The organism is Blautia liquoris (assembly GCF_015159595.1).
GTDB classification, from domain to species: Bacteria; Bacillota; Clostridia; order Lachnospirales; family Lachnospiraceae; genus Novisyntrophococcus; species Novisyntrophococcus liquoris.
Genome location: NZ_CP063304.1, coordinates 217,597 through 242,284, shown reverse-complemented (window position 1 = coordinate 242,284; position 24,688 = coordinate 217,597). Strand labels below are relative to the sequence as shown.

The 24,688-nt window shown below is 39.7% G+C and carries 23 protein-coding genes and 5 pseudogenes; 7 read left to right on the top strand and 21 right to left on the bottom strand.

The genetic code is table 11. The annotated features are described in order from the left end of the window. Positions 1–31: 31 nt before the first annotated feature. From INP51_RS01165 to INP51_RS01145, 5 genes and pseudogenes are all read left to right on the top strand, one after another. Complete coding sequence (locus INP51_RS01165) at positions 32–853, top strand: sugar nucleotide-binding protein (protein WP_193735939.1); 822 nt, start codon at positions 32–34, stop codon at positions 851–853. Beyond that, positions 840–1,414 (top strand): annotated as a pseudogene (gene fic / locus INP51_RS01160) (protein adenylyltransferase Fic); the annotation flags it as partial. The gene INP51_RS01165 and the pseudogene fic, both read left to right, overlap by 14 nt. A 139-nt stretch (positions 1,415–1,553) precedes the next feature. After that, positions 1,554–1,733, top strand: a pseudogene (locus INP51_RS01155) (zinc ribbon domain-containing protein); the annotation flags it as partial. Next, positions 1,726–1,923, top strand: a complete 198-nt coding sequence (locus tag INP51_RS01150; RefSeq protein WP_193735938.1) for a hypothetical protein — start codon at positions 1,726–1,728, stop codon at positions 1,921–1,923. The pseudogene INP51_RS01155 and the gene INP51_RS01150, both read left to right, overlap by 8 nt. A 754-nt stretch (positions 1,924–2,677) precedes the next feature. Continuing rightward, positions 2,678–3,304 (top strand): alpha/beta fold hydrolase, encoded by a 627-nt coding sequence (locus tag INP51_RS01145; RefSeq protein ID WP_193735937.1) that lies wholly within the window; start codon positions 2,678–2,680, stop codon positions 3,302–3,304. Positions 3,305–3,453: 149 nt separating this feature from the next. On the opposite strand, the gene INP51_RS01140 is transcribed toward INP51_RS01145, so the two are convergent. Both INP51_RS01140 and tnpA read right to left on the bottom strand, forming a co-directional pair. Then, a complete protein-coding gene (locus INP51_RS01140) occupies positions 3,454–4,548 on the bottom strand; it encodes an RNA-guided endonuclease TnpB family protein (RefSeq protein WP_193735936.1) in 1,095 nt (364 codons plus the stop codon). Next, positions 4,545–4,958, bottom strand: coding sequence for an IS200/IS605 family transposase (gene tnpA, locus INP51_RS01135; RefSeq protein ID WP_193737187.1), 414 nt, complete (start codon positions 4,956–4,958; stop codon positions 4,545–4,547). Before tnpA ends, INP51_RS01140 begins: the two co-directional genes overlap by 4 nt. Positions 4,959–5,166: 208 nt before the next feature. Here tnpA and INP51_RS01130 point away from each other — a divergent pair, with 208 nt between their 5' ends. After that, on the top strand, positions 5,167–5,661 hold the full coding sequence (locus INP51_RS01130; RefSeq protein WP_193735935.1) for a biosynthetic peptidoglycan transglycosylase: 495 nt from the start codon (positions 5,167–5,169) through the stop codon (positions 5,659–5,661). A 202-nt stretch (positions 5,662–5,863) separates the two neighbouring features. On the opposite strand, the gene INP51_RS01125 is transcribed toward INP51_RS01130, so the two are convergent. The 17 genes and pseudogenes from INP51_RS01125 to INP51_RS01050 form a co-directional block, all read right to left on the bottom strand. Continuing rightward, the gene (locus tag INP51_RS01125) at positions 5,864–6,319 is read right to left on the bottom strand and encodes an RNA polymerase factor sigma-54 (protein ID WP_193735934.1); all 456 of its coding nucleotides are present in this window, start codon (positions 6,317–6,319) and stop codon (positions 5,864–5,866) included. A gap of 77 nt (positions 6,320–6,396) precedes the next feature. Next, the gene (locus INP51_RS01120; RefSeq protein WP_193735933.1) at positions 6,397–6,984 is read right to left on the bottom strand and encodes a GNAT family N-acetyltransferase; all 588 of its coding nucleotides are present in this window, start codon (positions 6,982–6,984) and stop codon (positions 6,397–6,399) included. A 54-nt stretch (positions 6,985–7,038) separates the two neighbouring features. Next, positions 7,039–8,100, bottom strand: coding sequence for a helix-turn-helix domain-containing protein (locus tag INP51_RS01115; protein ID WP_193735932.1), 1,062 nt, complete (start codon positions 8,098–8,100; stop codon positions 7,039–7,041). Positions 8,101–8,364: 264 nt separating this feature from the next. After that, entirely contained in the window at positions 8,365–8,700 is a 336-nt protein-coding gene (locus INP51_RS01110) for a hypothetical protein (RefSeq protein ID WP_193735931.1), read from the bottom strand. A gap of 42 nt (positions 8,701–8,742) precedes the next feature. After that, positions 8,743–9,363 (bottom strand): family 1 glycosylhydrolase, encoded by a 621-nt coding sequence (locus INP51_RS16290; protein ID WP_268885812.1) that lies wholly within the window; start codon positions 9,361–9,363, stop codon positions 8,743–8,745. Further along, positions 9,335–10,081, bottom strand: coding sequence for a glycoside hydrolase family 1 protein (locus tag INP51_RS16285; RefSeq protein WP_268885811.1), 747 nt, complete (start codon positions 10,079–10,081; stop codon positions 9,335–9,337). The genes INP51_RS16290 and INP51_RS16285 overlap by 29 nt, the downstream gene beginning before the upstream one ends. A 29-nt stretch (positions 10,082–10,110) precedes the next feature. Further along, a complete protein-coding gene (locus tag INP51_RS01100; RefSeq protein WP_193735930.1) occupies positions 10,111–12,813 on the bottom strand; it encodes a glycosyl hydrolase in 2,703 nt (900 codons plus the stop codon). A gap of 38 nt (positions 12,814–12,851) precedes the next feature. Further along, positions 12,852–14,402: a response regulator transcription factor gene (locus INP51_RS01095; protein ID WP_193735929.1), complete on the bottom strand. Its 1,551-nt coding sequence runs from the start codon at positions 14,400–14,402 to the stop codon at positions 12,852–12,854. 16 nt (positions 14,403–14,418) lie between these two features. Then, positions 14,419–16,182, bottom strand: coding sequence for a sensor histidine kinase (locus INP51_RS01090; RefSeq protein WP_193735928.1), 1,764 nt, complete (start codon positions 16,180–16,182; stop codon positions 14,419–14,421). A 225-nt stretch (positions 16,183–16,407) separates the two neighbouring features. Then, on the bottom strand, positions 16,408–17,985 hold the full coding sequence (locus INP51_RS01085; protein ID WP_193735927.1) for an extracellular solute-binding protein: 1,578 nt from the start codon (positions 17,983–17,985) through the stop codon (positions 16,408–16,410). Between the two features lie 170 nt (positions 17,986–18,155). Further along, entirely contained in the window at positions 18,156–19,049 is an 894-nt protein-coding gene (locus INP51_RS01080; protein WP_193735926.1) for a carbohydrate ABC transporter permease, read from the bottom strand. Then, on the bottom strand, positions 19,049–20,026 hold the full coding sequence (locus tag INP51_RS01075; protein WP_230406847.1) for an ABC transporter permease: 978 nt from the start codon (positions 20,024–20,026) through the stop codon (positions 19,049–19,051). Before INP51_RS01075 ends, INP51_RS01080 begins: the two co-directional genes overlap by 1 nt. A gap of 332 nt (positions 20,027–20,358) precedes the next feature. After that, complete coding sequence (locus INP51_RS01070) at positions 20,359–21,207, bottom strand: KilA-N domain-containing protein (protein ID WP_193735925.1); 849 nt, start codon at positions 21,205–21,207, stop codon at positions 20,359–20,361. A 59-nt stretch (positions 21,208–21,266) separates the two neighbouring features. Continuing rightward, entirely contained in the window at positions 21,267–21,461 is a 195-nt protein-coding gene (locus tag INP51_RS01065; protein WP_193735924.1) for a hypothetical protein, read from the bottom strand. Positions 21,462–21,696: 235 nt separating this feature from the next. Next, positions 21,697–22,167, bottom strand: a complete 471-nt coding sequence (locus tag INP51_RS01060) for a GyrI-like domain-containing protein (RefSeq protein ID WP_193735923.1) — start codon at positions 22,165–22,167, stop codon at positions 21,697–21,699. Next, positions 22,164–22,415, bottom strand: coding sequence for a DUF3781 domain-containing protein (locus INP51_RS01055; RefSeq protein WP_193735922.1), 252 nt, complete (start codon positions 22,413–22,415; stop codon positions 22,164–22,166). Before INP51_RS01055 ends, INP51_RS01060 begins: the two co-directional genes overlap by 4 nt. A 55-nt stretch (positions 22,416–22,470) precedes the next feature. Further along, positions 22,471–22,650 (bottom strand): annotated as a pseudogene (locus tag INP51_RS01050) (IS3 family transposase); the annotation flags it as partial. 16 nt (positions 22,651–22,666) lie between these two features. On the opposite strand from INP51_RS01050, the pseudogene INP51_RS16060 reads away from it, so the two are divergent. Continuing rightward, positions 22,667–22,786, top strand: a pseudogene (locus INP51_RS16060) (IS3 family transposase); the annotation flags it as partial. A gap of 101 nt (positions 22,787–22,887) precedes the next feature. Here the strand turns inward: INP51_RS16060 and INP51_RS01045 are convergent. Both INP51_RS01045 and INP51_RS01040 read right to left on the bottom strand, forming a co-directional pair. Further along, positions 22,888–23,781 carry a TPR end-of-group domain-containing protein gene (locus INP51_RS01045; RefSeq protein WP_193735921.1) on the bottom strand — a complete coding sequence of 298 codons (894 nt, stop codon included), beginning with the start codon at positions 23,779–23,781 and terminating at the stop codon, positions 22,888–22,890. 275 nt (positions 23,782–24,056) lie between these two features. Further along, a pseudogene (locus tag INP51_RS01040) lies at positions 24,057–24,560 on the bottom strand (IS30 family transposase); the annotation flags it as partial. Positions 24,561–24,688 lie beyond the last annotated feature (128 nt).

Sequence of the window (24,688 nt, the reverse complement as noted above, 5' to 3'; positions counted from 1 at the left end):
AGATACATAAAGAATTGAGAGGAGGTTTCAGATGAAAATTTTAATATTAGGCGCCAGTGGCTATGCCGGTCAGGCAATTGCACAACGACTGGGTGAACATTATGAAGTGTATGGAACCTATCACTCACAAAAGAATGAAGGTATTGCTCAAAATAGAATGCTTCAATTGGACCTCGGCATACCCGGTTCTATTAAAAATATACTGGATCGTATACGGCCTCAAATTATTATCTCAAGTTTGGGAGGGGATTTTCAACTACAATTAGCAGCACATAATGATGTTGCCAATTACTTGGCAGAAAATAAAGCTGGAAAAATCATTTTCCTATCTACTGCTAATGTCTTTGATGCGGCAGAGGAAAATCCTCATTATGAATCTGATAGAACTGATTCTCATACAGATTATGGTAGATTTAAAATTGCATGTGAGCATTTGCTGCAAGAGAAATTAAATGATAGATGTGTTACTGTTCGTATTCCAGAAATTTGGGGAAGAAATTGCCCTCGAATATTGAAATTGATAGAGGATACGGAAAGCCATACGCCGATTGTTACCTACCCCAATTTGCATGTTAATTATACAACAAATATTCAAATTGCAGAATGGATTGCCTATATCATCAAAGAAGATCTTGGAGGAATATTTCATATCGGAACAAGGGATACCTATGATTATATGCAATTTCAATCAGAGCTTTCTATGCTTCTCGGCTTGAAAAAACCCGTTTTTAAAAAAGAATTAATACCCCAAAAGTGTTTTCAAGCAGTGTTGCCAGGCAGACAGGAAATACCTGAGAAACTGCAAAGGAAGGTAATAGATGTGCTGCATTATCTGGAACATGTACAGAAATAGAGAAAATAAATTGGGCATTACAGACTCAGCAGAGCTTGCCCGTGCCGAAGAAAAAGCAAGCAAGAAAAAAGCTCTTGAATTGTTCGAACTAAATCTGCTTGATACCTTCGAGGTCGGAACATTTAAAGGATTGTCAAATATACACAAGTATCTGTTTGATGAAATATACGATTTTGCAGGACAGATGCGGACTGTGAACATTGCAAAAATCGGTTTTCGATTCGCACCTGTTATGTACCTCGCAGCGGCCCTTGAAAACATTGGAAAAATGCCTCAATCTACTTTTGATGAAATCATCGAAAAATATGTGGAAATGAACGTAGCTCATCCGTTTAGAGAGGGCAATGGCAGGAGCACAAGAATTTGCCTTGATACCATTCTCAAAAAAACCTGAGTAAGGTGATTGACTGGAGTAAGGTTGACAAGGACGATTACCTGCTCGCTATGGAGCGAAGCCCGATTAAAGACGTTGAAATCAAAACGCTCCTTCGTGCGGCATTGACGGACAAAATCAACGACCGTGAAGTTTATATGAAAGGTATTGATGCCAGCTATCACTACGTTACAATGTCTTTAAGACGGGAGATTTGGATAACGAGTAATGGAAGGCCAATCATTTCCAAACTCGTAAATAAGCACGGTAAATATTTTTTACATATCCCTGTAACTTACGATGTTGAAGATAGTAACCTTTCTGATGTATGTAATTCAGTGCTGTCCGATCTGTGGTCATATTGAAAAGTCTAACAGGGATAAGAAACTGCATCTGTTTACCTGTAAAAACTGTGGTTACAAATCCAATAATGATCGCATTGGAGCAATGAACCTGTATCGTATGGGAATAAACTATCTTGAAAGGAATGTTGAAAAATATGAATAAAAAAAATAAACCCTTGTGGTTAAAAATCATCGGAGGTGTTTCGGGTATATTACTTGTAATTGCGGTGTGTGCTCTTTTGTACTCTTTGGGGATAATTAGTGTTAGAATTGGCATAGTGATTCTTTTAGCGCTGTTCTTAACAGCCATAATAGTAATAATACTGTTTTCATTAAAAAGAAAACATGACTAACCACGCTAACTTCCGATTGAAAAAATGATAATCGAAAAAACCGCCGATATGGAGTTAACCATATACGGCGGAATATAGCATTTAACAGGAACTTAAATTTTTGCAAAATATACATATTCGATTGATTTTACAACTACTTTCAATCGCCGTCCCATTCGGAGTAATCACTCATTTGTAAGCACCATTTGAACATATTACTTCTCGATACCAATAGAAAGACTTTTTAGGAATACGTTGAAAAGTCCCCTTGCCATCATCATCCGCTAATACTACATTATTGTTTAAACGTCGCACCACTTTCATTGCCTTCACCTCTGGAAAACAAAAATGACCCAAATAATTTGACACAGCAAATACTTTACAAAAATATTTAGGTCATGCCTGATTTAACATTAACAAATCCTTTTATATTGAAAATATAAATAAAATTACCTATAGTCACTCCATCTTGACCACAATAATTTGTAGTTTACAAAGATAGCGTTTCTTATGTTACACTTTATTTTAACTGAATAATAGGGATGTTTTTATTTACTTTCATGCCGTTTAAAACTTGCATGAAAATCTGGTATTGTTTATTACAAGACATCGCCTGGAAGGGGAGGTGAAAGACCATGCCGCTTGATCGAATGACCTCTCTCCTACTGTATATGCTCTTAATACAAGTGGTATTTTAAAACGATAAAGATAAAGTTTACTTACAACGACAAATTTGACAATTGAACAGATTACTCATTATACGAGGAGGAACAATATGCATTATATTTTCATTCATGGACTTGGACAAAATTCAACAACTTGGGATAAAACGACTTCCCTGCTATCGTTAGACGATACGATTGACTGCCCGGATTTATGGAAAATATTAAACGGACAAGATGCAACCTATACAAATTTATACCATTCTTTTGTAACTTATTGTGAGAGTCTGCCGGGCAGATTACATATATGCGGACTTTCTCTAGGTGCAATTATTGCACTGAATTACGCAATAGAATTTCCAAATCGAATACAGTCCATGGTATTAGTTGGTGCGCAATATAAGGTCCCCAAAAACTTGATGAAATTTCAGAATTTTATTTTTAAGGTTATGCCTGAAAAATCATTTATAAAGATGGGTATGCCAAAAAAGAACATACTTGCATTAACGAATTCAATGATAGATTTAGATTTCAGCTTGAATTTAAAAGATGTCTCATGTCCCACTTTGCTTGTATGTGGGAAAAATGACAATGCCAATATAAGGGCTACGAATGATTTAGGCAATCGTATTCAAAATGCAGAGATGAAAATTATAGAAGATGTAGGACATGAAATTAATACAGAAGCGCCCCAAAAATTAGCAGACGTTCTTAATTCGTTTTGGAAAAGAGAAAAATAAGCATATGAAGTGACCTACTCCCACCACTTAAATCTCATGATTTTGAAGTGAGGGCTTCCTGTTCAATAGCCCCAACGGGCTAAGTATCTGCAGGCTATCCCCGTGTGCCCCACGGTTTTTGCCCGGTTACGGGCTTTTTTTCGGTGAAGTTATGCACATACTATTTTTCTTCCCTCTTCACGGATATTGATTGCCGCGTTGACATCCCTGTCCATCCGGTTTCCACAACGACACTCATATATCCGCTCCGATAATTTTAGTTCTTTTTTTACTGCTCCACATTTACAGCACGTCTTACTTGACGGATAGAACCTATCTATTCTCACCAGCCTCTTTCCCTGATCCATCAGCTTGTATTCCAGCATTCCCAGAAACATTCCATATCCATTATCCATAACACTCTTCCCAAAGTGCAGACTCCGGCTCATGGTTTTCATGTTCAGATCTTCTACGCACACTGCATCATAACTGTCCGCCAATTTTCTGCTCAGCTTATGCTGAAAATCTTTTCTCTGATTTTTTACCTTTTCGTGACAGACAGCCACTTTTCGTCTCTGCTTTTCGTGATTTCTGCTTCCTTTTACACAGTGAGACAACTTTCTCTGCTCTTTGCACAATTTCTTTTCTGACTTCCGGTAATACATCGGGTACTCTGCCCGGCTTCCGTCTGAAAACACCGCCATACCGCTCATGGCAAAGTCCATTCCCAACATCTTTTCTACCGCCTCTTTCTCCTCACTTATTTGGCTCTCATAGGTATAGAGAAGACTGGCATAATATTTTCCGGACGGTTCCTGAGTGACCGTCACCGATTTCAATTGATATTCTTTCGGTATCTGTCGGTGCTGTACCAGTTTTACATGAGACATTTTCGGAAGCTTCAGCTTTCCTTCTTCCAGTTTGATATTTCCATTTACTACATTCGTCGTATAACTTGCACGGCTTCTGTGTTTTGATTTGAACTTTGGAAAACCACTCTGCGGATTTCTAAAAAAGTTCTGATATGCCCTTTCCAGATGAAGCTGCACATTGGCTAGTGCCAGTGAATCCACCTCTTTCAGCCACGGATACTGTTTTTTATAAAAAGCCGGCGTATTCTTCAACCGCTTTTTACTTTTTTGATATTCTTTCATCTTATCTTCCAACATCACGTTGTATAGAAACCGGCAGCATCCAAAGGTTCTTGCAAACTGTTCTCCCTGCTCTTTATTTGGATAGATACGAAATTTTATGGCTTTGTTCATGCTTTTTCACCCTGACTTTCAATATAAGCCCGTATGGTTTCGATTGGTGCTCCTCCTGCACGGAGCAGACAAAAACTCTGGCTCCAGAATGCTTCTTTCCAAAGTTTCTCTCGAATCTGTGGATATTCTTTCTTAATTAACCGACTGCTTGCACTCTTATAGGCATTGATAAATTTGCTGAGTTCGCTTTTCGGCTGAGCCCGGAACATCACATGAACATGATCTTTGTCATGATTCCATTCTTCCAAGGTAATTCCATACTTGGGTGCAATATAAGAAAAAATCTCCTCCGCCCTTTTAGAACTATCATCATCAATCACTTTTCTCCTGTATTTTACGACCATAATCAGATGGTAATACAGGAGGAATACTGAATGTGCATTATTGTCCAATTTATTCACATTTATCATCTCTTTTCTCTTATCGACTGATGATAGCATAACACATTTTTGTCATAAGAACAAGCGTTCTTTCCACGTTTTAGAAAAAGTTTTGGAGGATACAGTGCAAAAAGCAACGATCCCTATACTGGTCGCTGTATATAATCTTTTCCAAAGATTTGGACATTATGGCAATTCATCCCGCCACCTGAAGAGGAAGGGGAATTCTTGCTAATTTATGTTAAATTCTTCGGATGGCAACCGTATTTCGGTGTCCATCGATGAAATCCCGGAAAGTATGCAGCATGCCATTGTGGCAATTGAAGACTCCCGTTTTTATGAGCATAACGGAATTGACCCTCAGGGTATCGCACGAGCAGTTTTTGTCGCTGTAAAAAACCGCGGCAAGAATATGGAAGGTGCCAGCACGATCACACAGCAGCTGCTGAAGAACAATGTCTTTACGAATTGGGTGCATGAGGGATCCATGGAAAGATTCCGCCGGAAATTCCAGGAGCAGTATCTTGCTGTCAAGCTTGAGAGCAGCCTGAACGCCAAGGGGCTGAATGCCAAAGATATTATTCTGGAAAACTATTTGAACACAGTTAACTTTGGTGCGGGAGCCTATGGGATTCAGACGGCTGCCCAGACATATTTTGGAAAAAACTGTGCAGATTTAAGTCTGTCAGAAAGCACTGCCCTGGCAGCAAATGCCTTTACAAAATATGGGTAGTAATGTCTGGGCGGCATGCCTGTTAGTATTTCTCGCAGAATTACTCTGGTTTTTTGGGATTCATGGGAGTGCGGTAACCGCCAGTCTACTTACCGCTTTGTTTGCAACTCAAGCTTATGAAAACGTCGAATTAGTGACAGCCGGGCTTCCGGCGACCCATATTGTGAATTCCTTTTTTATAGATTGCTTTAAGGGTCCGCGCTCACTCTACGGTTTGTTTATCCGTATGGAATACCTCAGCAAATTCCCTCGGTTCATATGGAAAAAAACCGTCTTCATCTAATCCCCGAATCAGATGCGGAATAAGGTTCCACTGTTCTTCACTGAAATCAGCTTTATTGAGCTGTAAGAGCAAGGACTCTGCTAAATCTTCCGTGTTACTGGCAGCAATATCCTGTTGACGATTCGAATCGTCATCTGCCCATTTTTTATAATGTTCCTCGTAGGAAGTGCTTTTTTCATACATTTGCTCAATATTCTGAATCTGTGTGCTTTGTTTATCGTCGGAACTTTCTAACATAGGATTTTCCAGGTATTCCGTTGTAAGAAACGACTCCAACTCCTGGTTTGAATAGCCCAGAAGTTCCAATGATTCCACTTGTTGTATGGACAAAGCCTGCCGTTGTTCCAATGTTAATACTAGATTCGATTTATCCATGGAAAACCACCTTTCTGTTATGAAGTGACCTCTTGTCAAGTGTTAATATTAAGAAATCACTCTTTTTATATTTTTTGTTATTCCAATGCCTGCCTTCTTTGCTCCCCCTTTTTCATACTATACACGTTCCTGGTAATTCCATATACGGCCATATCACATATACCTGTATTATTTTTTCCTGCTTCTAGTAACGTTCCTTCATACAAAAGCCCTGATTTCTTCATTACCTTCCCTGAATTTGGATTATGTACATCATGTTGCGCAAAAATTCTGTTACACGCAACCTCTTCAAACAGGAATTTAATAATTTCTTTGAAAGCTTCACTTGTAATTCCTCTGTTCCAGTACTCTTCTCCTATACAATATCCGATCTCTACTGAATCTATCTCTTCCTCCATATGGACGATTCCAATGCTGCCAATAGCTTGCTGATTGTCTTTTAGTTCAATACACCATTGATAATTTCTCATGTCCTCATTATTACTTACCCACAAATCCACGACAGATTTCGAGACCTCTCTGGAAGCATGCGCTGGCCACGTCAGATATCGGGTAACATTATCATTGCCTGCCCAGTTATCATACATGTCTTCAACATCTGTTTCTTTAAATGGTCTCAATATCAGACGTTTTGTTTCAAGTATTTTTGTACCTAAATGATTCATATCACACCTCCGCAGGACCTTTGACTTTTTTTATTTACTTTGTTCTGTCACATCTCATAAGCGCTTTTGTATTTGCGAAAACGCTTGGACATCCATAAGGTCATTGTTAATTATCATTGCTTTGAGATTATCCTTTACAATATACTTGGACATTTCCGCTGAAACTACTTGCGTTGGGGCTTTTACTTTTTCAAAAAGTGCGTTTCCTGTAATGGGCGAGTCTGATAACGCATCTATCCTATTCATCATTTGATTTAGACATTGGGATGTTCTGACTTCATCGGCCAGCAAATTAGCACATAACGCCATTTGCCATAGAGCATAAATTGTCTTATCGGAATTGATTTTAAACAGGTCTAACAATTCCACCTCTTTCGAAGATAGATCATAAGACTTCTCATAATCCCCAGTCTTATATGCCCCATCAGCTAAAAACGCTAAATTTGAACACGCATAGTTGACATCAATGTAGAGTTTTTCTTGACAAAACTGTTCTGCTTTATCGTATTCCTTTTTTTGAATAAAAAGTAATGCAATACTACTGGCAAAATCCAAACCTATATCATTTGGTAATTTTTTTAGGGCCTCCTCTGCCTTTTCATATTCTTCCGTATTAAGATACATTTGCCCTAAATAGTAATAGGATGCCAGTTTGATTTCAACAGGTTCTTGAATTTGGGTCGCATTTTCCAGCCATGCAATAGCAGTTTGTAAGGCCAAGGTATATTCACTACCATCCAAGACAGACAGATAGTTTATCAGTATTGCCGCAAAATGATACTGCAAGAGTAGGCAGTGAGGATTTTCGGTTATTTCTTTTTGACAGAACGATATTCCGTTCAAATAATCACCTTGTTCAAAATATCTTTTTGCTTTTTCTCCGAGTTTTGGCACTTCTTCAACAGACAAACTTCCGGGATTGTCCAGCAACTCGTCTACGGTCAGATTAAGCGTGCATGCAATAGGAAGTAACAGTGTAATGTCCGGGTAAGAACTACCGCTTTCCCACTTTGAAACTGCTGGCACAGATACCCCAACGGCAATTGCTAAATTTTCTTGGGTAAGATTGAGGTGTTTCCGGCGCTCTCGAATGATTCTTCCAATTTGTAATTCCATATTTAATCCCTCCTTTATACTAATCATAAACTTAACCGCAATGATAAACAAGGTACGCGCATTCAAATTTACCTTTTAAACTTAACTAATGGTTAAGTCTGATCAAATGTCTCTTCCATAGATTACATAAATCTGCAAGCAATTCAAGTGTAGGCACACTCGATATTTTTTCAGCCCCGAGTGGCCGAGATGATATTCCATCGTGATTCCAGTCAAAAAAATGATCGTTCCCGGTGTAGGGTTCTTCAAACATAAACTCTGTTTTTATTTTGAATTACTCTTTACTTTATACAGACAAACCGGCTTCTCTTCTGTCTCACAAATTCCATATCTTTTTTCTGTAAATGGTATCGAATTTCCCTTCCATATCATACCTTCCTCAAGTAACCGATTATAGAGATTACTATTCACGACAACCCGGAGAGCATTTTCACCTTCTTCAAGCAGATTTGTCACTTCTACTTCTTTCATAACCTGATCTGGGAAATCTGCTTTCTTGTCATTCACCCACACTTGATAGGTATCGTCTACTGCGGCACAGGGCAGCCAATATCTGATTTTTGGACGCATTTCCATTTTGATGTCTTTTACAAATTCCATTTTCTGTTTTGTCCTTTCATCTCCTCTGTATCCTACTTCGCTTTAGTCTTCCAGCCCACCATTCTGAATAACTCTCCGATACCAGTAAAAAGAATCTTTTGGTATTCTTTCCAGTGTTCTGTAATCAACATAAATCAAACCGAACCGCGGATCACATCCTTCTGCCCACTCAAAGTTATCCATAATAGACCATACCGTATAACCGATTACGGGAATACCTTCTTCCATCGCCCGGTGTAACGCGCTCAGATACCGGTACATATAATCAATTCGCTGCGGATCATGCACCTTTCCGTCTCTCATTACAAAATCCAGATTTGACATACCGTTTTCTGTGATGAGAATCGGAAGACTGTAACGTTCATAGAGGAACTTCGGTAACCAGTAGAGCACTTCCGGTGTGATTGCCCACCCCATCTGTGTGCGCGGCATACCGGCCCATCCCAGATCCGGCGCATTCGCATCTGCACTATAATTATTTGCAAAATACACATTATAACCAAAGTAATCCAATGGCTGGCTGATAAATTTCAATTCTTCCCCTGTAAGAATCTCATCCATATATTCCGGGGCCTTACCAAGCACCATCGGATCCGCCCACCAGTTTGCAGCCATAGAAAATCCTTTTTCAATATCAAACATCTCGTTTTCTTGCTTTTTCAATACTTGCTTCCGTTTCATCATAAGCCACAAAGTTTCTCGCGTTCAACGCAAATCCAATTTGAGGATCTGCCAGTTTAGAGCGCTCTCTAATCAACTGCACACTATGACCATGGCAGAGCAGGACATTTTTGCTGATATGTGCCAAATCACGAAATTTCTGCTCTCTGCTCATGTGACTGGTCTTAAACGGCGCCTGACGTCCTTCAAAGTAACCAAACCCGATAAAACATGCCGGTTCATTGAATGTCATCCAGTACCGCACTTTGTCGGAGAGCGCATCAATAACCGCCTTCGCATATTCTGTAAATTCCTCTATAATCTGTGGGTTCTCCCACCCGCCTTCGTTGTAGACCCACATAGGCAAATCCCAGTGGTATAATGTACAAAACGGCTCAATCCCTGCCTGTATCAGCTCATCCGCCAGATTCCGATAGAATTGAAGCCCTTTTTCATTTATCACTCCACGTTTGGACATAACACGCGGCCAGCTGACTGAAAAACGGTAACTTTTCAGCCCCAGTTCTTTCATCATAGCTACATCCTCTTTATAGCGGTGATAATGATCACAAGTCACATCTCCATTTACATTTCGCTTGATATGCCCCTCACTTGTGGCATCCCAGATGCTGTCTGTTTTACCGTCCTCATTTCTTGCTCCCTCCACTTGAAAAGCTGCGCTGGCTGCTCCCCATAAAAAATCTTCTGGAAATTGTTTCATTTCATTCTCTCCTAACGGTTCTGTAATCTTTACTTTTTCTGATATAAATAAACTTCTCCACACAGCCCTGTATGGTTCTGCGGATGCCAGTTCTCCGGCTTATTCTTAGGCGGAATCTGCCGCTCCAGAGTGGTTGCCACCTCAATCACAATCTGATTCTTTCCCTGTTGCAGGAAATTCCCAATCTCATAGCGATACGGCGGCACAATCTGAATTCCACAGTCCATTCCGTTAACAAACACTTGCACAGCTTCGCCCGCATCTGTTATCTCCAGAATCACATCCCTCTCCGATTCAGCTCCCAGACTCACATCCTGCTCATAACGCAGCAGTCCGGCAAAATCAGGCATTTCTTTCTCTGCAAAATCAGGCAGTGAAACCAGTTCGCTCTGTCCAAATTCCGGATAGTCAATGCTCTTACAGACAGACCGTTTCCAATTGGTTTCTATTTTCAATTTGTGTTTCGTCTGACAGAGACTTCTTTCTTTCAAATTCACAGGCATTCCCTGATCAAACACAATGATCCAGCTCTTTCCCGGCTCAATTTGAACTTCAATCTCTAACTCGGTTTCTGCTTCACCATCCCCCGGTATTTCACTTTGCTTTGTCCTTATTCTTATATTTAATGATTCCAGACAATTTTCCCACGCATCATATCGGTAACACATCTCAGTCTTCCCAGGAAGCCTGATGCTTCCTTTATAGGTTTCTTTACCTTCATTCACTAGATAGAGAATCTCCGGTTCTCCGTAATACTGATAACTGCGGATAAATTTCTCTGCTGGACGTAACTGTATCTGAGGCATTTTTCTCTGTCTCATATAATCGACAAGTTCTGTAAGTCTTACAAGCTCCGTATTTTCTTTTATTTCTTCCAATAATATCGCTTCCTTGTCTAATTCTATCTGGCTGCATAATCCCTTCGGATAAGCATTTACAAAAACACATGGAAATCCCTGTCTGCCAAGTTTTACAATCGCTTCTGCAGTCTCCACTGTAATATAGTCCGCTTCCGGAATAATAAATATTTTGTACTCTTGTGTATGCACTTTCATTCCATTGCTCAAATCCACTTGGTAACATCCGTCTGTAAATATATCTGATGGTACGAAGTCAAATCCAATCTGTGCTTCTGTCAGAACCCGCGCGGGTTCCTGTATATACATACATGTCATGCCGGTCCATTCCGCATCTCCGTGATATAAAATTGCTGCCTCACTCTCATGTCTTCCTCCGCTGATCAGATTGCAAATTCGGTTCATATATTTCATCAATACTCCAAAATATCGATACTGAGGATTATGCCCATGCGCATAAAAATGGGGCGGACAGTCCGAATCCGGAAATGCCTTTGCAGAAAAAGCGTGAGGCACATAATGATTAATACCTCGCACCATAAAATGATCTGCAAGGTACGCTTCCAGACGCACCCCCTCTTTCCACCCATAATTCCCAAAAATCTCACACATGGAACGACCTTGCTTTCGTACATCAATGGCAGCCGCGCTGGATGCCAGGCGCCCCAGTGCAAAATGATAAAATACACCGTCTCTTTTTGTCCCGAGATGGGATACATACTCAATATCTTCCCCATGGGGCAGTACCTGTCCCCCAATATCATCAATTCCCGACATATCCTGTCCCGCAAGGCCTCTGAAAAAATGTCCCAGACTGGACCCACACCGAGCATGCTGGTTATTATCCTCAATCAAGTGTCCTATATACTGTATACCATGTTCCTTGCACCAGTCGCCAATCTGCATGGAAAAATCCTCTTCCACACGCCGGGTCACTAAGTCCATAAAACCATACCGTACCTTTGCTGTCAGGTTTTCATCAAATTCTCTGTTCCAGAGAAGCGGCAGATATTTTAAATAGTCTGCGCCCCAGTGTTTCTCCAGATCCTTCTGCAGCTGTACGCTCCACGGCTGATCATTCTGCACATAAATCTTCTGATCCATCAAATAAAGATGTCCGTTTCCAATCTCCGGCTCATCAGAGAAAAATCCCGCAATTGTCTTTCCAAAATCATCCTTATAATGCACATAATGAGGTTCATATACTGTCTCAATCAATGTGCGGCATGCCTCTTTATCCAGCATATTCATATAGTTCCGATGCGGTCCTCTGTTTCTAGTCAGATGACAGGAATAGATTTTCCAGTCTCCCTCTGAAGGCGTAAATACAATTTTCCCTTCCTTTTCCTTCAGTATCACAAGGTCTTCTTCTCCGCATCCATTCTTTTTAACAGCTACGGCACCTATCCACTGATCATCCGAAAATGTTTCAAATGACATATGGAAATAATCTTCAATCCATGTCGGTTCAAAGGGAGCGGCACTCTTATATTCCGAAGCCTCCCATGTCTGTTCGCCTCCCACAGATACTTCCCCCAGCACCTTATATGTAAGGTACCATCTTCTGCAAGAAACCGGCTTTTCCTCTATCCTTCCATTACAATAGCCTGTGGGAAAATGACTGTCATCCAGAATCCATACCTTCATCCTCCGCTTTCTTGCCTCATCCAGAATAATATCCATATCCTTCCACCACCCATCTCCGGCAAAATCAGGATGTGGACGGCTTTCAATACAGACAGCCCGGATATTAGCATCATAAATCACTTGCATATATTTCCGAATTAACGATTCTGTTTCTCCATGCAGCCAGAAAAACGGAAAAATATAATTATCCATTTCGTTATTCAATAGTCTTTCTATTTTTGAATCCATCTTTGCCTCCCTTTTCGGCCTTGCTCTCTGCATTCGGGTCACTTATCCTGCGCATACTTCTGCCGGTACTCACTGGGCTTCATTCCTTCCGTCCGTTCAAAGATCTGATTAAAATGATTCACATCACTATACCCCACCAGCTTGCATACTTCATAGATTCGCAGTTCTGTCTCTGCCAGCAGTTTCTTCGCCCGATCCACACGATAATTCGTCAGATATTTCTGATAGGTCATACCTGATTTTTTCTTAAATAACTGACTGAAGTAAGACGGATTGATATAAAACTGCTTTGATATATCATTCAAGGTTATGTTTTGATTATAATTCTGCCGGATATATTCTTTCGCCTCTACAATCACATCTTTTTTCTTCGGTATACTGTCTTTCAACATCACTTCATTCATACTACTTACCATATTCATAATCCAGTTTTCCAGCTGTTCCATAGTCTTAAATTTTTCAATACTTTTCAGCGTGAACAGGTTTTTTCCAAAATACCCATTCATCTGTAGCTGTGCCGTTGGTATATTATGCAGCCCAAGCAGTACAATATTCAGACTCAATTTCTGCAGTTCCGGAAGTGAAAGATTGTTTTCTGAAAGAGCTCGATTGAAAATCCCTTTTACCGCAATATGAAATCCATCCTGATCAAAGCGGTCAATCCGGTCTTTCAGCTGCTCAGTCTCTTTCTCTGTAAGCAAATCTGTCCGGTTCTCCATATCATACAGTTCCTCAAACAAAATTGCCGTACCACTGCCCTTCAGGATTCGGTAATTCAGTGCCACGCAGGCTTCTTCATATGCTTTCGGAAGTTGCGTATATTCCTCATAAGAACTTCCAATTCCAATTCTTATATGGAGTCGATCCAACTCTTCCTTTATAATAAACTGACGAACAAGATTCTTTTTTTCTTCTATATCCATACTCTTCGAACCTGCGACAACTGCCATCTGTGCATTTCCCGTCTTCACACCGTAGAAAAACATCCCATTTTGGGAAATGAGCCCTTCTTCTATACGGAAATCACTCAGCGCTTCATCCCCTTCCATCACCATGCAGGTATACTGTCCATATTCTTCCAACACCCCCATCTGTTTCAGATATTCTCCGACTTTATACTGGCTGTCCATGCCGCCTGTCAGAAAATCCCGTAGAGCATAATTTCTCATATCATCATTCAGTTTACTCAGGGAATCCTCTGTCGCTCTTCGTTCTGTGATTTCTTTACACACCTTACTCAGAGTTTTGCTCAGTTCTTCTTCATCCACCGGTTTTGTAATAAAATCTCTCACACCAAGTTCAATTGCCTTCTTGGCATAGCTGAATTCTGCATAACCGCTCAATACAATAAACTCTGCCGGAAAATCCACTCCCCGCAGTGCCCGGATCATTTCCAATCCATCCATGACCGGCATACGGATATCTGTCAATATAATATCCGGCTGTTCCTTTGCTGCCTTCTTATACCCTTCCCTGCCGTCATGTGCCAATAGAACCGGTGTGCATTCCGGATTGTACTTTTCTACCAAATAGGCAATTCCTCTTGCTTTTTCTTTCTCATCCTCTACAATCAACACTTTATATGCCATAAATCAACCTCCTCATCTACTCCATATATGGTACTCGAATCTCGACAACCGTTCCCTGTTCATCACTTGATACAATTCGCAGTTCTCCGTCACTTCCGTAACGCAGATGGAGTCTCTCGGCAATATTACGAAGTCCGATTCTATGAGAAGTGCTCTCTTCCGCATCCTGCGCTATGTATAGTCCCTGGCGTACCGCTTCCAACCTCTCCGGACTCATTCCCTGCCCGTCATCCCTGATGGTGAATACCATCATCTTCTCTTCCGTCAGCCGCCCCGTAATTGAGATATGAATCGGTATACCACTCTCTTGACTTCCGTATTTAAAGCAGTTTTCTACCACCGGCTGAAACAGAATTGACATAATCTTTGCATGATAGATTTGCGGATCTATATTCTCTGTCAGTGTAATCACATTATCAAATCGGATATTTTGGAGTTGAATATAATATCGAATATTTTCCAATTCATCATGTACTCTATAATTCTTCTTATCGCTGTCCAGAACGGTTCGGAACATCTTTGCCAGCATCTTTACCATATCTGCCACTGCATCGTCTCCATTCAAAATTGCTTTAATACGAATTGATTCCAGTGTATTAAACAGAAAATGGGGATTAATCTGTGTGCGAAGCGCCAGAAACTGTGCATTTTTTTGACGAATTCCGGCCTGGTACACCTCTTCAATCAGTGCCTCCATTTTACCAACCATATGGTTATAGCTTTTTACAAGACTTCCAATCTCATCATTGCCTGCCGAATCCGTGATCAGCTCATAATTCCCACTTTCCAGATGCTTCATACTGCTTTGCAGTTTCCTGATTAGATGAACCATTCTTTTACTGAACAGTATAGACACTGAAATAATAGCCGCTATCAAAATCACAACAAGAAGAAGGGTCGCCTTTTGAATAAAATTGATTCGCAGAAGCATTTTGCTTCGGGGAATGACTGTATTAATCTTCATTCCCAACTGTTCCGTCGTATCTTCTATCACAAGATAATTGCTTGGATTCTTCTGATACATCAGAAGCTCTTCTTTATTTATTTCACTATAATTTACCCGTCCACTGGATAGATCCGAATCATAAATCAGACCGCCTTCTTCATCTGTAATATTGATTTTTATGTTATATTGATTGCGTTCCAGCAAAAACGCATCACTCAGCTTGATAATACTCGCAGGCGGAAAATCAATCAGAATCAAACCGGCATATCTTCCATTACCCCCATAGACTTTCCGTCCAAAGGTAACTATAATTTGATCCTTATTTTTATCATAATAAGAGCAATCATGCAAAGGCGTCAAAAACATGGTATCAGAACGCTTCTGCTGTTCTAAAAACCACTTCTGCTGAATCAGATCTTCATAATTTAAAGTCTTTCCGTTCCTGTCATATTGATAATATTCCCCTGCTTCATTCATAATTGTAATCGATTGAATTTCACTTTCCATCGTCATCAGTTTCATAACCATTTTACGATAATACAGTTTCTTTTCAATCTGTTGGGATATTGGAATATTGGTAGCCAAATTATCCATCAGTCCGTTATTTACCAATAGTGATTTTGTAAGGGAATCATAATCACTTACAAATGCATTCATATCTGAAGCAATCTGCGAACTGAATATAGATGTTGTCTCCTCCATTGCTGCTTCCAAACTAACTGCAGATATGCGATAAAGCACAAAACTACTGATAAACAACGGTATTACACTAATCATTGAAAACACAAGTATCAATTTTGAAGCCATATTCAAGTTATTCCATGTCTTCTTCATTACCGCCACACCAAAACGTAAGTTTCCCCTTCCTTCTCTTTTCACCTATTCTAACACAGATTATTTCTCCCGCACATCTTGATACTGTGTTTTCATCCTCTACTCCTTCCGTTTCCTATATCATAAAAACAGGAGCCCTGAGGAAATGTATCCTCCGGACTCCTACAGTTTAAGATCCCCTCTTATTCATCTCCTGCAAATTTCTGCCGAAGACCATATCCGTTCTTATTTTGTTTTGTCTGCATACCACTCTCTTACCAATTCTGTCACTTTTTCTCCGCCTGATGCATACCATTTTTCAATAAACTCATCGAACTTATCGATTGAGTATTCCCCTGTGATAATCTTGGTTGCATACTCAATATATAATGTTCTGTTTCCAATATCCGGATAATCAGAGTAAATAGAATCCGGTAAACCGTCACCAGCAAAGCCCTTTACATACTCCTGATTTTTCTGAACATTCTCAATCGCCTGAGAAACTGCCCACTCTCTGTCGTCTGTCAACTGTGTGGATAATACATTTACCTGAAAATCAATTGTTGCAATACTGTTGTATGGTGCAAGTACCAAGTTCTGCTGTGTAGACGGATCATCCGGAAGGCGAACCGCCTCACCATCTATCACCTTACTGTGCATACCTTCTACGCCATTGTAGAAGTCCATCCACATATCCTGATTTCCGTATGCATCCAACACCTTCATAATCTTATCGATTTTTTCTTCGTCCTCTGTGTTGGCTACAATAAATCCGCCGCCGTTCATCTGACGCTGTGTATAGTAACCTTCATATCCTGGTGCAGAGATTGCCGGAAGTATGGCAATTTCAGGTTTTACACCTGTTCCATTATAAATATTCTCAGCATAGTTGTAACACTCCTGTGGAAGATGTTCCCATACGCCTACAACTCCGGAGTTAATCTTTCCATCCCATGCAGACTTGTCATTTAACAGCGTCTCGGGATCTAGCAAACCCTCCGCATACAATTCTGACATCCATTTCAGACAATCTTTCATATTCTGAGTCACTGCGGAATATGTAATTTCGCCGTCATAAAGATCCCACTGAGGATATCCCTCCCACATTGCAATTCCAAATTGTCCGAACAACTGTCCCATCCATCTTGCTTCTGCACGTCCGCCAGTGGCTATTTCATCTGCAACACCGTTTCCATTCGGATCGTCATTTTTAAATGCACGGAGCACTTCTACGAATTCTTCCTGTGTTTCCGGCATTTTCAATCCCAGATTATCCAGCCAGTCCTGACGAATCATGCCGCCGTTTCTCCCATAATTCAGAACCTGTGGAATCACATAAATACGATTCTCACCTGTTGGGTCATTAGCTTTTACGGCATCCCACATTTCTTCCGGAATGCTTTCCCACAAATGAGGAGCCTTCTCTGGCAGTAAATCTGTCAAATCCAGAAGTGCACCGCTCTCAATCAACTCCGATTCAATACCGTTCCACGGAGTGAATATATCCGGCATATCGCCTGCCGCGATTCTCAAGTTTAACTGTTCCAGGTAAGTCTCACCGCCATTCCACTCTACGTATGGCTGAACAATACCGACACCAATCATTTCCTTGTACAAATTGTACAATTCACTTCCTGCTTCCACCGGTAGATATCCGGTATTGGTTCCCCATACCTCAATGTCTTTATCTGATACTGCCTCTTTACCATCAGATTCTGTTTTTCCATCCACCTCGTCTGAGGACCCGCAGCCTGGCAGCATGGATAATACCATCACTGATGCTGCTATTACACTTAACAGTCTTTTCACGGATTTGCTTTTCATACCTTTCCACCTCGTTCTTTATTAGTTTCTGATTCTATTTTATCAGCTTTCTTCATTTTTTTAATATGGGGTTTTTAGTTATTACTATGTGTTTTTTTAGGTTTCATCATGTATTTTACAATTGGAACACCGCAGTCCCTGTCAAACTATCCGCCCTTTTCTTGGCGCACTCAGCCTTTCACAGAACCAAGCATTGCACCTTTGGCAAAGTATTTCTGAATCCATGGATAACCAATTAAAATCGGAAGAATTGCAAACACAACTGCTACTGCGCTCAACGTCGCCGGTGTATAATTTGCCGTCTGCGCCATTGTAATCGCCTGCAGCTCACTCCCGCCGTCTACGATGGAACGAATCTTCATCTGCAGCGGAAAGAGATCCATCTTCTGAATGAACATCATCGGATGCTCATACTGGTTCCACATAGTCACACCATAGAACAAACCAACCGTTGCCAATACTGCTTTGGATGCGGGTAATACGATCTGGAATAAGATACGGAATTTCCCACATCCATCGATCATAGCAGCTTCTTCTAGTTCTTTCGGAAACTGCTTGAAAAATGTCCGGACAATAATCAGGTTATATGCCGTAATAATATGTGGGAATATCAAAACCCAATAGCTGTTATATAATCCGTATGAACGGAGTGTCAGGAAGTACGGCACCTTCGGCGCCGCGAATACCATCGTAAACACAACAAACAACATAATATATTTTGAAGCTTTAAACTCTATCTTTGACAGCGGATAGGCCATCAGAACGTTCAGCAGCAACGCAATAATCACACCAAGTATAGTCGATAAAACCGAAATTAAAAATGGTGTCCAGATTCCCCCCTTACCCAGAAGATATTTCCAGGAATCAAGCGTAAATTCTACCGGCAGCAAGTTGATAAGATTCATCTGTGACGCAGTCTTTGAGCTTAGGGAAACCGCAAGTTCCGAAATAAGTGGAATCGTTGTAATAACTGCAAACAAAATCAACACTACCGTGACTACAATTTCGAAAATCCTGTCCTTTGCCGACTCCCGTACATGTGATGTTTTTGTACGAACCTTCATTACCACAGCCCTCCATCCTCTGAAACCTTATTTGCAATTTTGTTAAATGTAACTACCATAATCAATCCGACTACCGACTGGAACAGACCAACGGCCGTTGCAAAACTGTACTGTGCCTGTTGGATTCCCACACGAAATACATATGTATCAAAGATATCTGCAACCGCATATGTCATCGGAGTATACAGATTGTAAACCTGGTCGAATCCAAGTGTCAGGAAACTTCCAATGTTCAAAAGAAACAATGTCAACACTGTCGGAATCAAAAGCGGGAATGTAATATAACGCATCTTCTGAAATCTTGACGCTCCGTCAATTGCTGCCGATTCATACAAGCTCGGGTCTATACTGCTGATCGTGGCCAGATATACAACTGTTCCCCAACCGGATTCCTTCCAGATTGTGGAAAGTACATAAATTGGACGAAACCAGATTTCCTTTTGCATAACCAGAAGTGTATCCATTCCAAAGAACTCTCTTACATTATTGAATAATCCGCCAACACCAAAAATATCAAATACAAGACCGCCTACAACAACCCATGATACAAAATAGGGGATGCATATAATTGTCTGGATTCCCTTCTTAACCTTCGCATTCCGAAGTTCGTTCAGCATCAATGCCAGAATAACCGGAATTGGAAATGTCAAAACTGTTTTCAGCAGTCCCAGCACAATTGTGTTCCGAAGTATCTTATAAAAATCCGGATACATAAACAATTTTTTGAAGTTTTCCAGTCCGCACCATGCGCTCTCCCAGATACCCTTATATGCCGAATAATCTTTAAACGCAATGACACTTCCCATCATCGGAACATACTTAAACATGATTAGATAAATAATTCCCGGAAGCATCATTACGTAATACGGCCAATACTTTTTAAAGTGATTTTTGGGACCGGATGATTTTGCGACAACATTTTTTGTTTTTACTGAAACCATAATACCCTCATACCTTCTTTCTTTTCTTATTTCCATCTTCTTGATGCTTTTATTTTATCATTCAGTTTTTTTCTTTAAATATGGAGATTTTAGGTATTAGCATGGTGTTTTTTAGATTTTATAAAGTTTTACATTTACACAAAATGTAAATGATCGTAAGAGGATTGAAGTACCTTTTTCTTTTGTTCGCCATTTGGCGAACTTTCCTATTATAAAATAAAAAATCGCTATGCCACAGCCTTGGCAGGCTATCGCGCAGCGATTTTGTTCAATTAAAATTTGTAAAAAAAGAGGACAAGGCTTTGTTAATGTGTAACTATTGCGGCACTTTACCGGTGGATATAATGTTTCATAAAATAATCGCTATGTCAATTATCAGTTCTTATTTGCGGTAATTCAGATGTACTAAAACCAGTCAATGTTTTCAGTTGCTTTACTGCTAACTCATGTAAAATTATCAATCGTTCGGACTGGCTTTTTCCCTGCTCAATCAAAATCGCATTATAGCTTTCCATATTTGCTAAAACCAATAGCTGATTTATAGTGGCATCATCTCGAATATTTCCCTTTTTATCAGCATTAGCATCACGCCACTGTCTTGCTGTTTTACCAAATAATGCAACGTTTAGTATGTCCGCTTCACTTGCATAAGTAAAAGAAATCTGAGAGGGCAATAAATCAGGTGGAAGCAGATTTTCCTTAATTGCGTCAGTGTGAATACGGTAATTCAATTTAGAAATCTCCCGATTCAAATTCCAATTAAGGGATAGACGGCTATTCTCATCAGATTTAAGACGCTTATAATCCTTAATAATATACAATTTAAACTCGGCTGAAATCCAAGAAGCAAATTCAAAAGCAATGTCTGAATGTGCAAAAGTGCCACCGGAACGACCAGATTTTGAAATGATACCAATAGCATTTGTCGTTTCAATCCATTTTTGGGGTGAAAGTGTAAATGCGTTTGAACCAGCTTGCCGTTTAAAGGAGTCGAATTCGACCCCTTTAAAATTTTCATTGTGCAAGGATTCCCACAAACCTAAAAATTCAATGGTATCCTTGCTTCGCATCCAATTTTTGATAACATCTTTTGGTTCATTGCTTTTATATCGAGCTATATCGGTAAGAGAAATGAATTCATCTTGAAAATTTTCTGTATAAATAGCAATGTCCATGCCTTTAGCATGAATTGTTTCTTTTATAGGTTTTTTTGCCATGTGTATACCTCCTGAAATTCTGTTTTCAATATGCCTAATAACCGGGACTTGCTTTATTTTTACTGATTTTTTTGATTTTTAACTACCTGACGCTCTAACGCAAAGACCATATCGGGAGTGCGTTCAAAATATTCAATATCCTTTTTCCAACTCATTCCGCATTTACAATGCCCCAATCCGATAAACTGCTGTTTCATGGCTCGTCCATAGTTAATACATTTTCTCTTAGGATTTTTTCTTTTCTCGTTGCTCATGTTAAACACCTGCTTTTTCTCTTTGCAACGGTTATATTTTGCTAAATTATACCACTTAGCACCTCTGTTCTCAACAAATACTTCTTTAATAGGATTTGCAGGATAGCTATGACCGTCTTTAGGATAGCTTCTGCTGCGTAACAGATACTAAAACGCACCCATGAAAAGCGGGGCGCGGACAGTCATTTACTGGCTGTCTGCGCCCCATTTTTTGTTATGTTCGACAAACTGCAATTTAACTACTCTTAATTGGTATCCAAATTTCGATAATCGAATTATCTCTATTCCAATGGAAACGATAATCATATTTTTCAAAGTGTAAGATAATATCTTTTATAGGGATATACGGTGTGCTGGGAATAATCGTTTGATAAATATTTCCGTAAGTTTCATATATTTTACCCATAGCACCAATATGTTCTATAACCAAATATTTATAAGACGGTATTTCCTTATACAGAAAGCCATCTGGAATAATAGTTTTCTTTGGAATAGAACAGAAATAATAGAGTTTTCCGTTTCTTCTTTCCATAAAAGCATATTTTACCCAGTTTCCTGATTGTGAAAGATATGATTTCTTCAAGTTGCCGTTAAATTTCTTCCAAAACTGTGTACTAATCTGAATATTCTTTTTTTGATAATTAGTAAGCTCTACTTCTTGTCCAATAACCGAAAATGCGTTTAACTCACGAATTGTATATTTCATTCCTTTTCCCTATGTACCGTAATAATCGTATAGCTATAAGCATTTACAGTTATAATAAAGCCATCAACATTCGCGTACCAATTCTTCCCGTTTCTTGTAATAACAGCGTTTACAGAATTGATTTTGATTTTACACCAGTCAACCACATCATCTGTATCTAAAGATAAATTTCTTTTAATGCGTTCTACACCTAATCTGGTTGTGTGTAATTTATTCAGATTTTTTAGTAAATCATTATCTGTGTCCATTGTATAATTGTCCTTTTTGTTTGTTAATTTCCAATTTTTCAGATTAAAATCAAAGCTAAGCTACCAACCCCAGACTTTTTCTGTAGTTGAGCGGACTCATTCCGCCAAGTGACAACCCTTCACAAGCAGCGTTATCAGGAGAACAAGCCTTTTTAGACATAGCGCGAATAAAGCCCACATTTTCCATTCGGTCAATCCACCCGGGCCATCTGTAGTGACAGCCTCTGTCAGAATTATGCCGAATTCGGCATAACAGCGATCAGGGCTGTCAGTTTACGAGCCAGCAGTATATTGATTTCGTAAAAGAAAATGGAATCCGACAATGCATGGATGGCAAAAGCCGCTGGGCTAATAACATCATGATTGAACGAATCAACAAGATCAGTTCATTATAAAAATCTTAGATTTTTGTCTTGACAACTGAGCCATTATAGTAAATTCTCACATAATGCAATAATTATTTTGGCAGATTTCAGCTATAAGGTAACTCCTTTGGGAATTGATGCCGGCTTCCTTCTTGAATAGTAAGCTCCGCATGAATGCCACCTGTATTTGTTATCTCATATAAATGCTCCGCCATAGGAAGACAATCTTCGTCACATGATCCGCAGAATATCTTCAGCTGAATATTTTTTCGTTTAACTGCTTTCAGCAGTTCTTCTTCATGTCCTTTCAATACAGGAATCCATGGACTTTGTAGAAACAGTGTGTTACAAAGTGCTTCAGAATACATAATGGTGCGCAAAATCATATCGCACCCTGCGGAAAAACCGCCGCAGACAATCATTTTGTAGCCTTCAGACTGAACTTTTTCCAATGCATGAGCTACCGGTAAATAAGATGACATATCATAATTCCAACGAAACGTCCCATATCCATCCGGTACAGCACTTTGAACAGTTTCAAGCTGCCACCCGGTATTATCATTTAATATCGGTTTCCAATCAGATTTTGCTGTCTGCCCGTTCTGGGTGTTTCCATGAACAGCAATAAAAAGATTGTCTGCTGTCTTCTTTTCCCAGGTAAATACAGCCTTTGCTCCTGACATAGCTTCTGCATGGCGCTTATCAGAAATAGATTTCAGTGAAATAAACTTATCACTGCTTCTCAGCAAGGATAGGTCATCATCATCCAGCACTTCCGGCCGGTACCACCATCCCTTTTCAAGGATTGCTGTTGTAAGCCACTCTAATGCCTTATCAGGCATATTGGCACCACCTGCCAGACATGCAAGAAAATATAGAGTCTGTGGTCCATATACATCATTATTTTTTTCATATTTTTTTAATAGATAGTCATATGCCAAAACATATCCATCATCGGCAATCGATAATGTTTCTTCTAATATATCATTTTCTGTTTCCATGTATGCTGATAACCTCCGGTATAGTGCAAACTTCCTGTATTATTCACTCTTTCACATCATTGAGTTTATATATCTACTTTTCAACACATATATACAATAACTTTGATATATATTTTTTCTCTTACAAATCTTATTATAGAAATTCTGTTTACCTACTTATTTCTTTCTCATTTAGAGGTCCTTCATATTTTCTATGACAACACTCTAATTCATAATTATTTGTATCTATATTACTAAAAATTAACGTAAATTGCAATAACAAGTTAGACACTCCTTCAGGCTACATCTAATTGATAGATTTTATCGAGTTCTTCCTCAAAGAGTTCATCCGGTGTCCTGTAATCTGAAATCTTTTGTGGAAAACTGTTACACCAGGTCTCTACATCAGCAATGGCCTGGATTGAAAACTGGTCTATACGCTTTCCCTTCGGAATGAACCTTCGTATAAGACCATTATGGCGCTCAACAGATCCCTTTTCGCAGGATGTATAGAGATAAGCATAATAAACGAGCGTCTTGGCAACGGATTCTATCTGTGATAGATCTGCAAACCCAGATCCGTTGTCCGTAGTGATTGTTTTGAACACTTCATCGAAGTGCTCAATATAACGATTCCTAAGTGACATAAGAGCATTGCTTATAGTGGAGGCTTCTTTATTTGCCACAGGAATCATGAGGAACTCTCGTGTCTTGCGCTCCAGCATTGTAAGCAGGACATTGTCGTCTTTGGTTTTTGACCCGATAACCAGGTCGAACTCCCAATGCCCGAATTCCTCGCGTAAACGCTCAATCACCGGTACCTGTGACTCCCCTTGAAAAAATGAGATAATTCTCTCGATCAAAAAATTTCATATCGGAGGGATAGTCATGAATACCAACGACGTCACTCACAAGTTGCAATTATCTA

Bases quoted from the DNA above. Each gene is read 5' to 3' on its own strand.
- INP51_RS01125 (WP_193735934.1), bottom strand. From the start codon at position 6,319: ATGGATAAATCGAATCTAGTATTAACATTGGAACAACGGCAGGCTTTG.
- INP51_RS01095 (WP_193735929.1), bottom strand. From the start codon at position 14,402: ATGGCATATAAAGTGTTGATTGTAGAGGATGAGAAAGAAAAAGCAAGA.
- INP51_RS01090 (WP_193735928.1), bottom strand. From the start codon at position 16,182: ATGAAGAAGACATGGAATAACTTGAATATGGCTTCAAAATTGATACTT.
- INP51_RS01085 (WP_193735927.1), bottom strand. From the start codon at position 17,985: ATGAAAAGCAAATCCGTGAAAAGACTGTTAAGTGTAATAGCAGCATCA.
- INP51_RS16285 (WP_268885811.1), bottom strand. From the start codon at position 10,081: ATGAAACAATTTCCAGAAGATTTTTTATGGGGAGCAGCCAGCGCAGCT.
- INP51_RS01110 (WP_193735931.1), bottom strand. From the start codon at position 8,700: ATGGAATTTGTAAAAGACATCAAAATGGAAATGCGTCCAAAAATCAGA.
- INP51_RS01100 (WP_193735930.1), bottom strand. From the start codon at position 12,813: ATGGATTCAAAAATAGAAAGACTATTGAATAACGAAATGGATAATTAT.
- INP51_RS01070 (WP_193735925.1), bottom strand. From the start codon at position 21,207: ATGGCAAAAAAACCTATAAAAGAAACAATTCATGCTAAAGGCATGGAC.
- INP51_RS01080 (WP_193735926.1), bottom strand. From the start codon at position 19,049: ATGAAGGTTCGTACAAAAACATCACATGTACGGGAGTCGGCAAAGGAC.
- INP51_RS01130 (WP_193735935.1), top strand. From the start codon at position 5,167: ATGTTAAATTCTTCGGATGGCAACCGTATTTCGGTGTCCATCGATGAA.
- INP51_RS01115 (WP_193735932.1), bottom strand. From the start codon at position 8,100: ATGGAATTACAAATTGGAAGAATCATTCGAGAGCGCCGGAAACACCTC.
- INP51_RS01140 (WP_193735936.1), bottom strand. From the start codon at position 4,548: ATGAACAAAGCCATAAAATTTCGTATCTATCCAAATAAAGAGCAGGGA.
- INP51_RS01145 (WP_193735937.1), top strand. From the start codon at position 2,678: ATGCATTATATTTTCATTCATGGACTTGGACAAAATTCAACAACTTGG.
- tnpA (WP_193737187.1), bottom strand. From the start codon at position 4,958: ATGATAAATGTGAATAAATTGGACAATAATGCACATTCAGTATTCCTC.
- INP51_RS01060 (WP_193735923.1), bottom strand. From the start codon at position 22,167: ATGAAATATACAATTCGTGAGTTAAACGCATTTTCGGTTATTGGACAA.
- INP51_RS01165 (WP_193735939.1), top strand. From the start codon at position 32: ATGAAAATTTTAATATTAGGCGCCAGTGGCTATGCCGGTCAGGCAATT.
- INP51_RS01055 (WP_193735922.1), bottom strand. From the start codon at position 22,415: ATGGACACAGATAATGATTTACTAAAAAATCTGAATAAATTACACACA.
- INP51_RS01065 (WP_193735924.1), bottom strand. From the start codon at position 21,461: ATGAGCAACGAGAAAAGAAAAAATCCTAAGAGAAAATGTATTAACTAT.
- INP51_RS01075 (WP_230406847.1), bottom strand. From the start codon at position 20,026: ATGGAAATAAGAAAAGAAAGAAGGTATGAGGGTATTATGGTTTCAGTA.
- INP51_RS01120 (WP_193735933.1), bottom strand. From the start codon at position 6,984: ATGAATCATTTAGGTACAAAAATACTTGAAACAAAACGTCTGATATTG.
- INP51_RS01045 (WP_193735921.1), bottom strand. From the start codon at position 23,781: ATGGAAACAGAAAATGATATATTAGAAGAAACATTATCGATTGCCGAT.
- INP51_RS01150 (WP_193735938.1), top strand. From the start codon at position 1,726: ATGAATAAAAAAAATAAACCCTTGTGGTTAAAAATCATCGGAGGTGTT.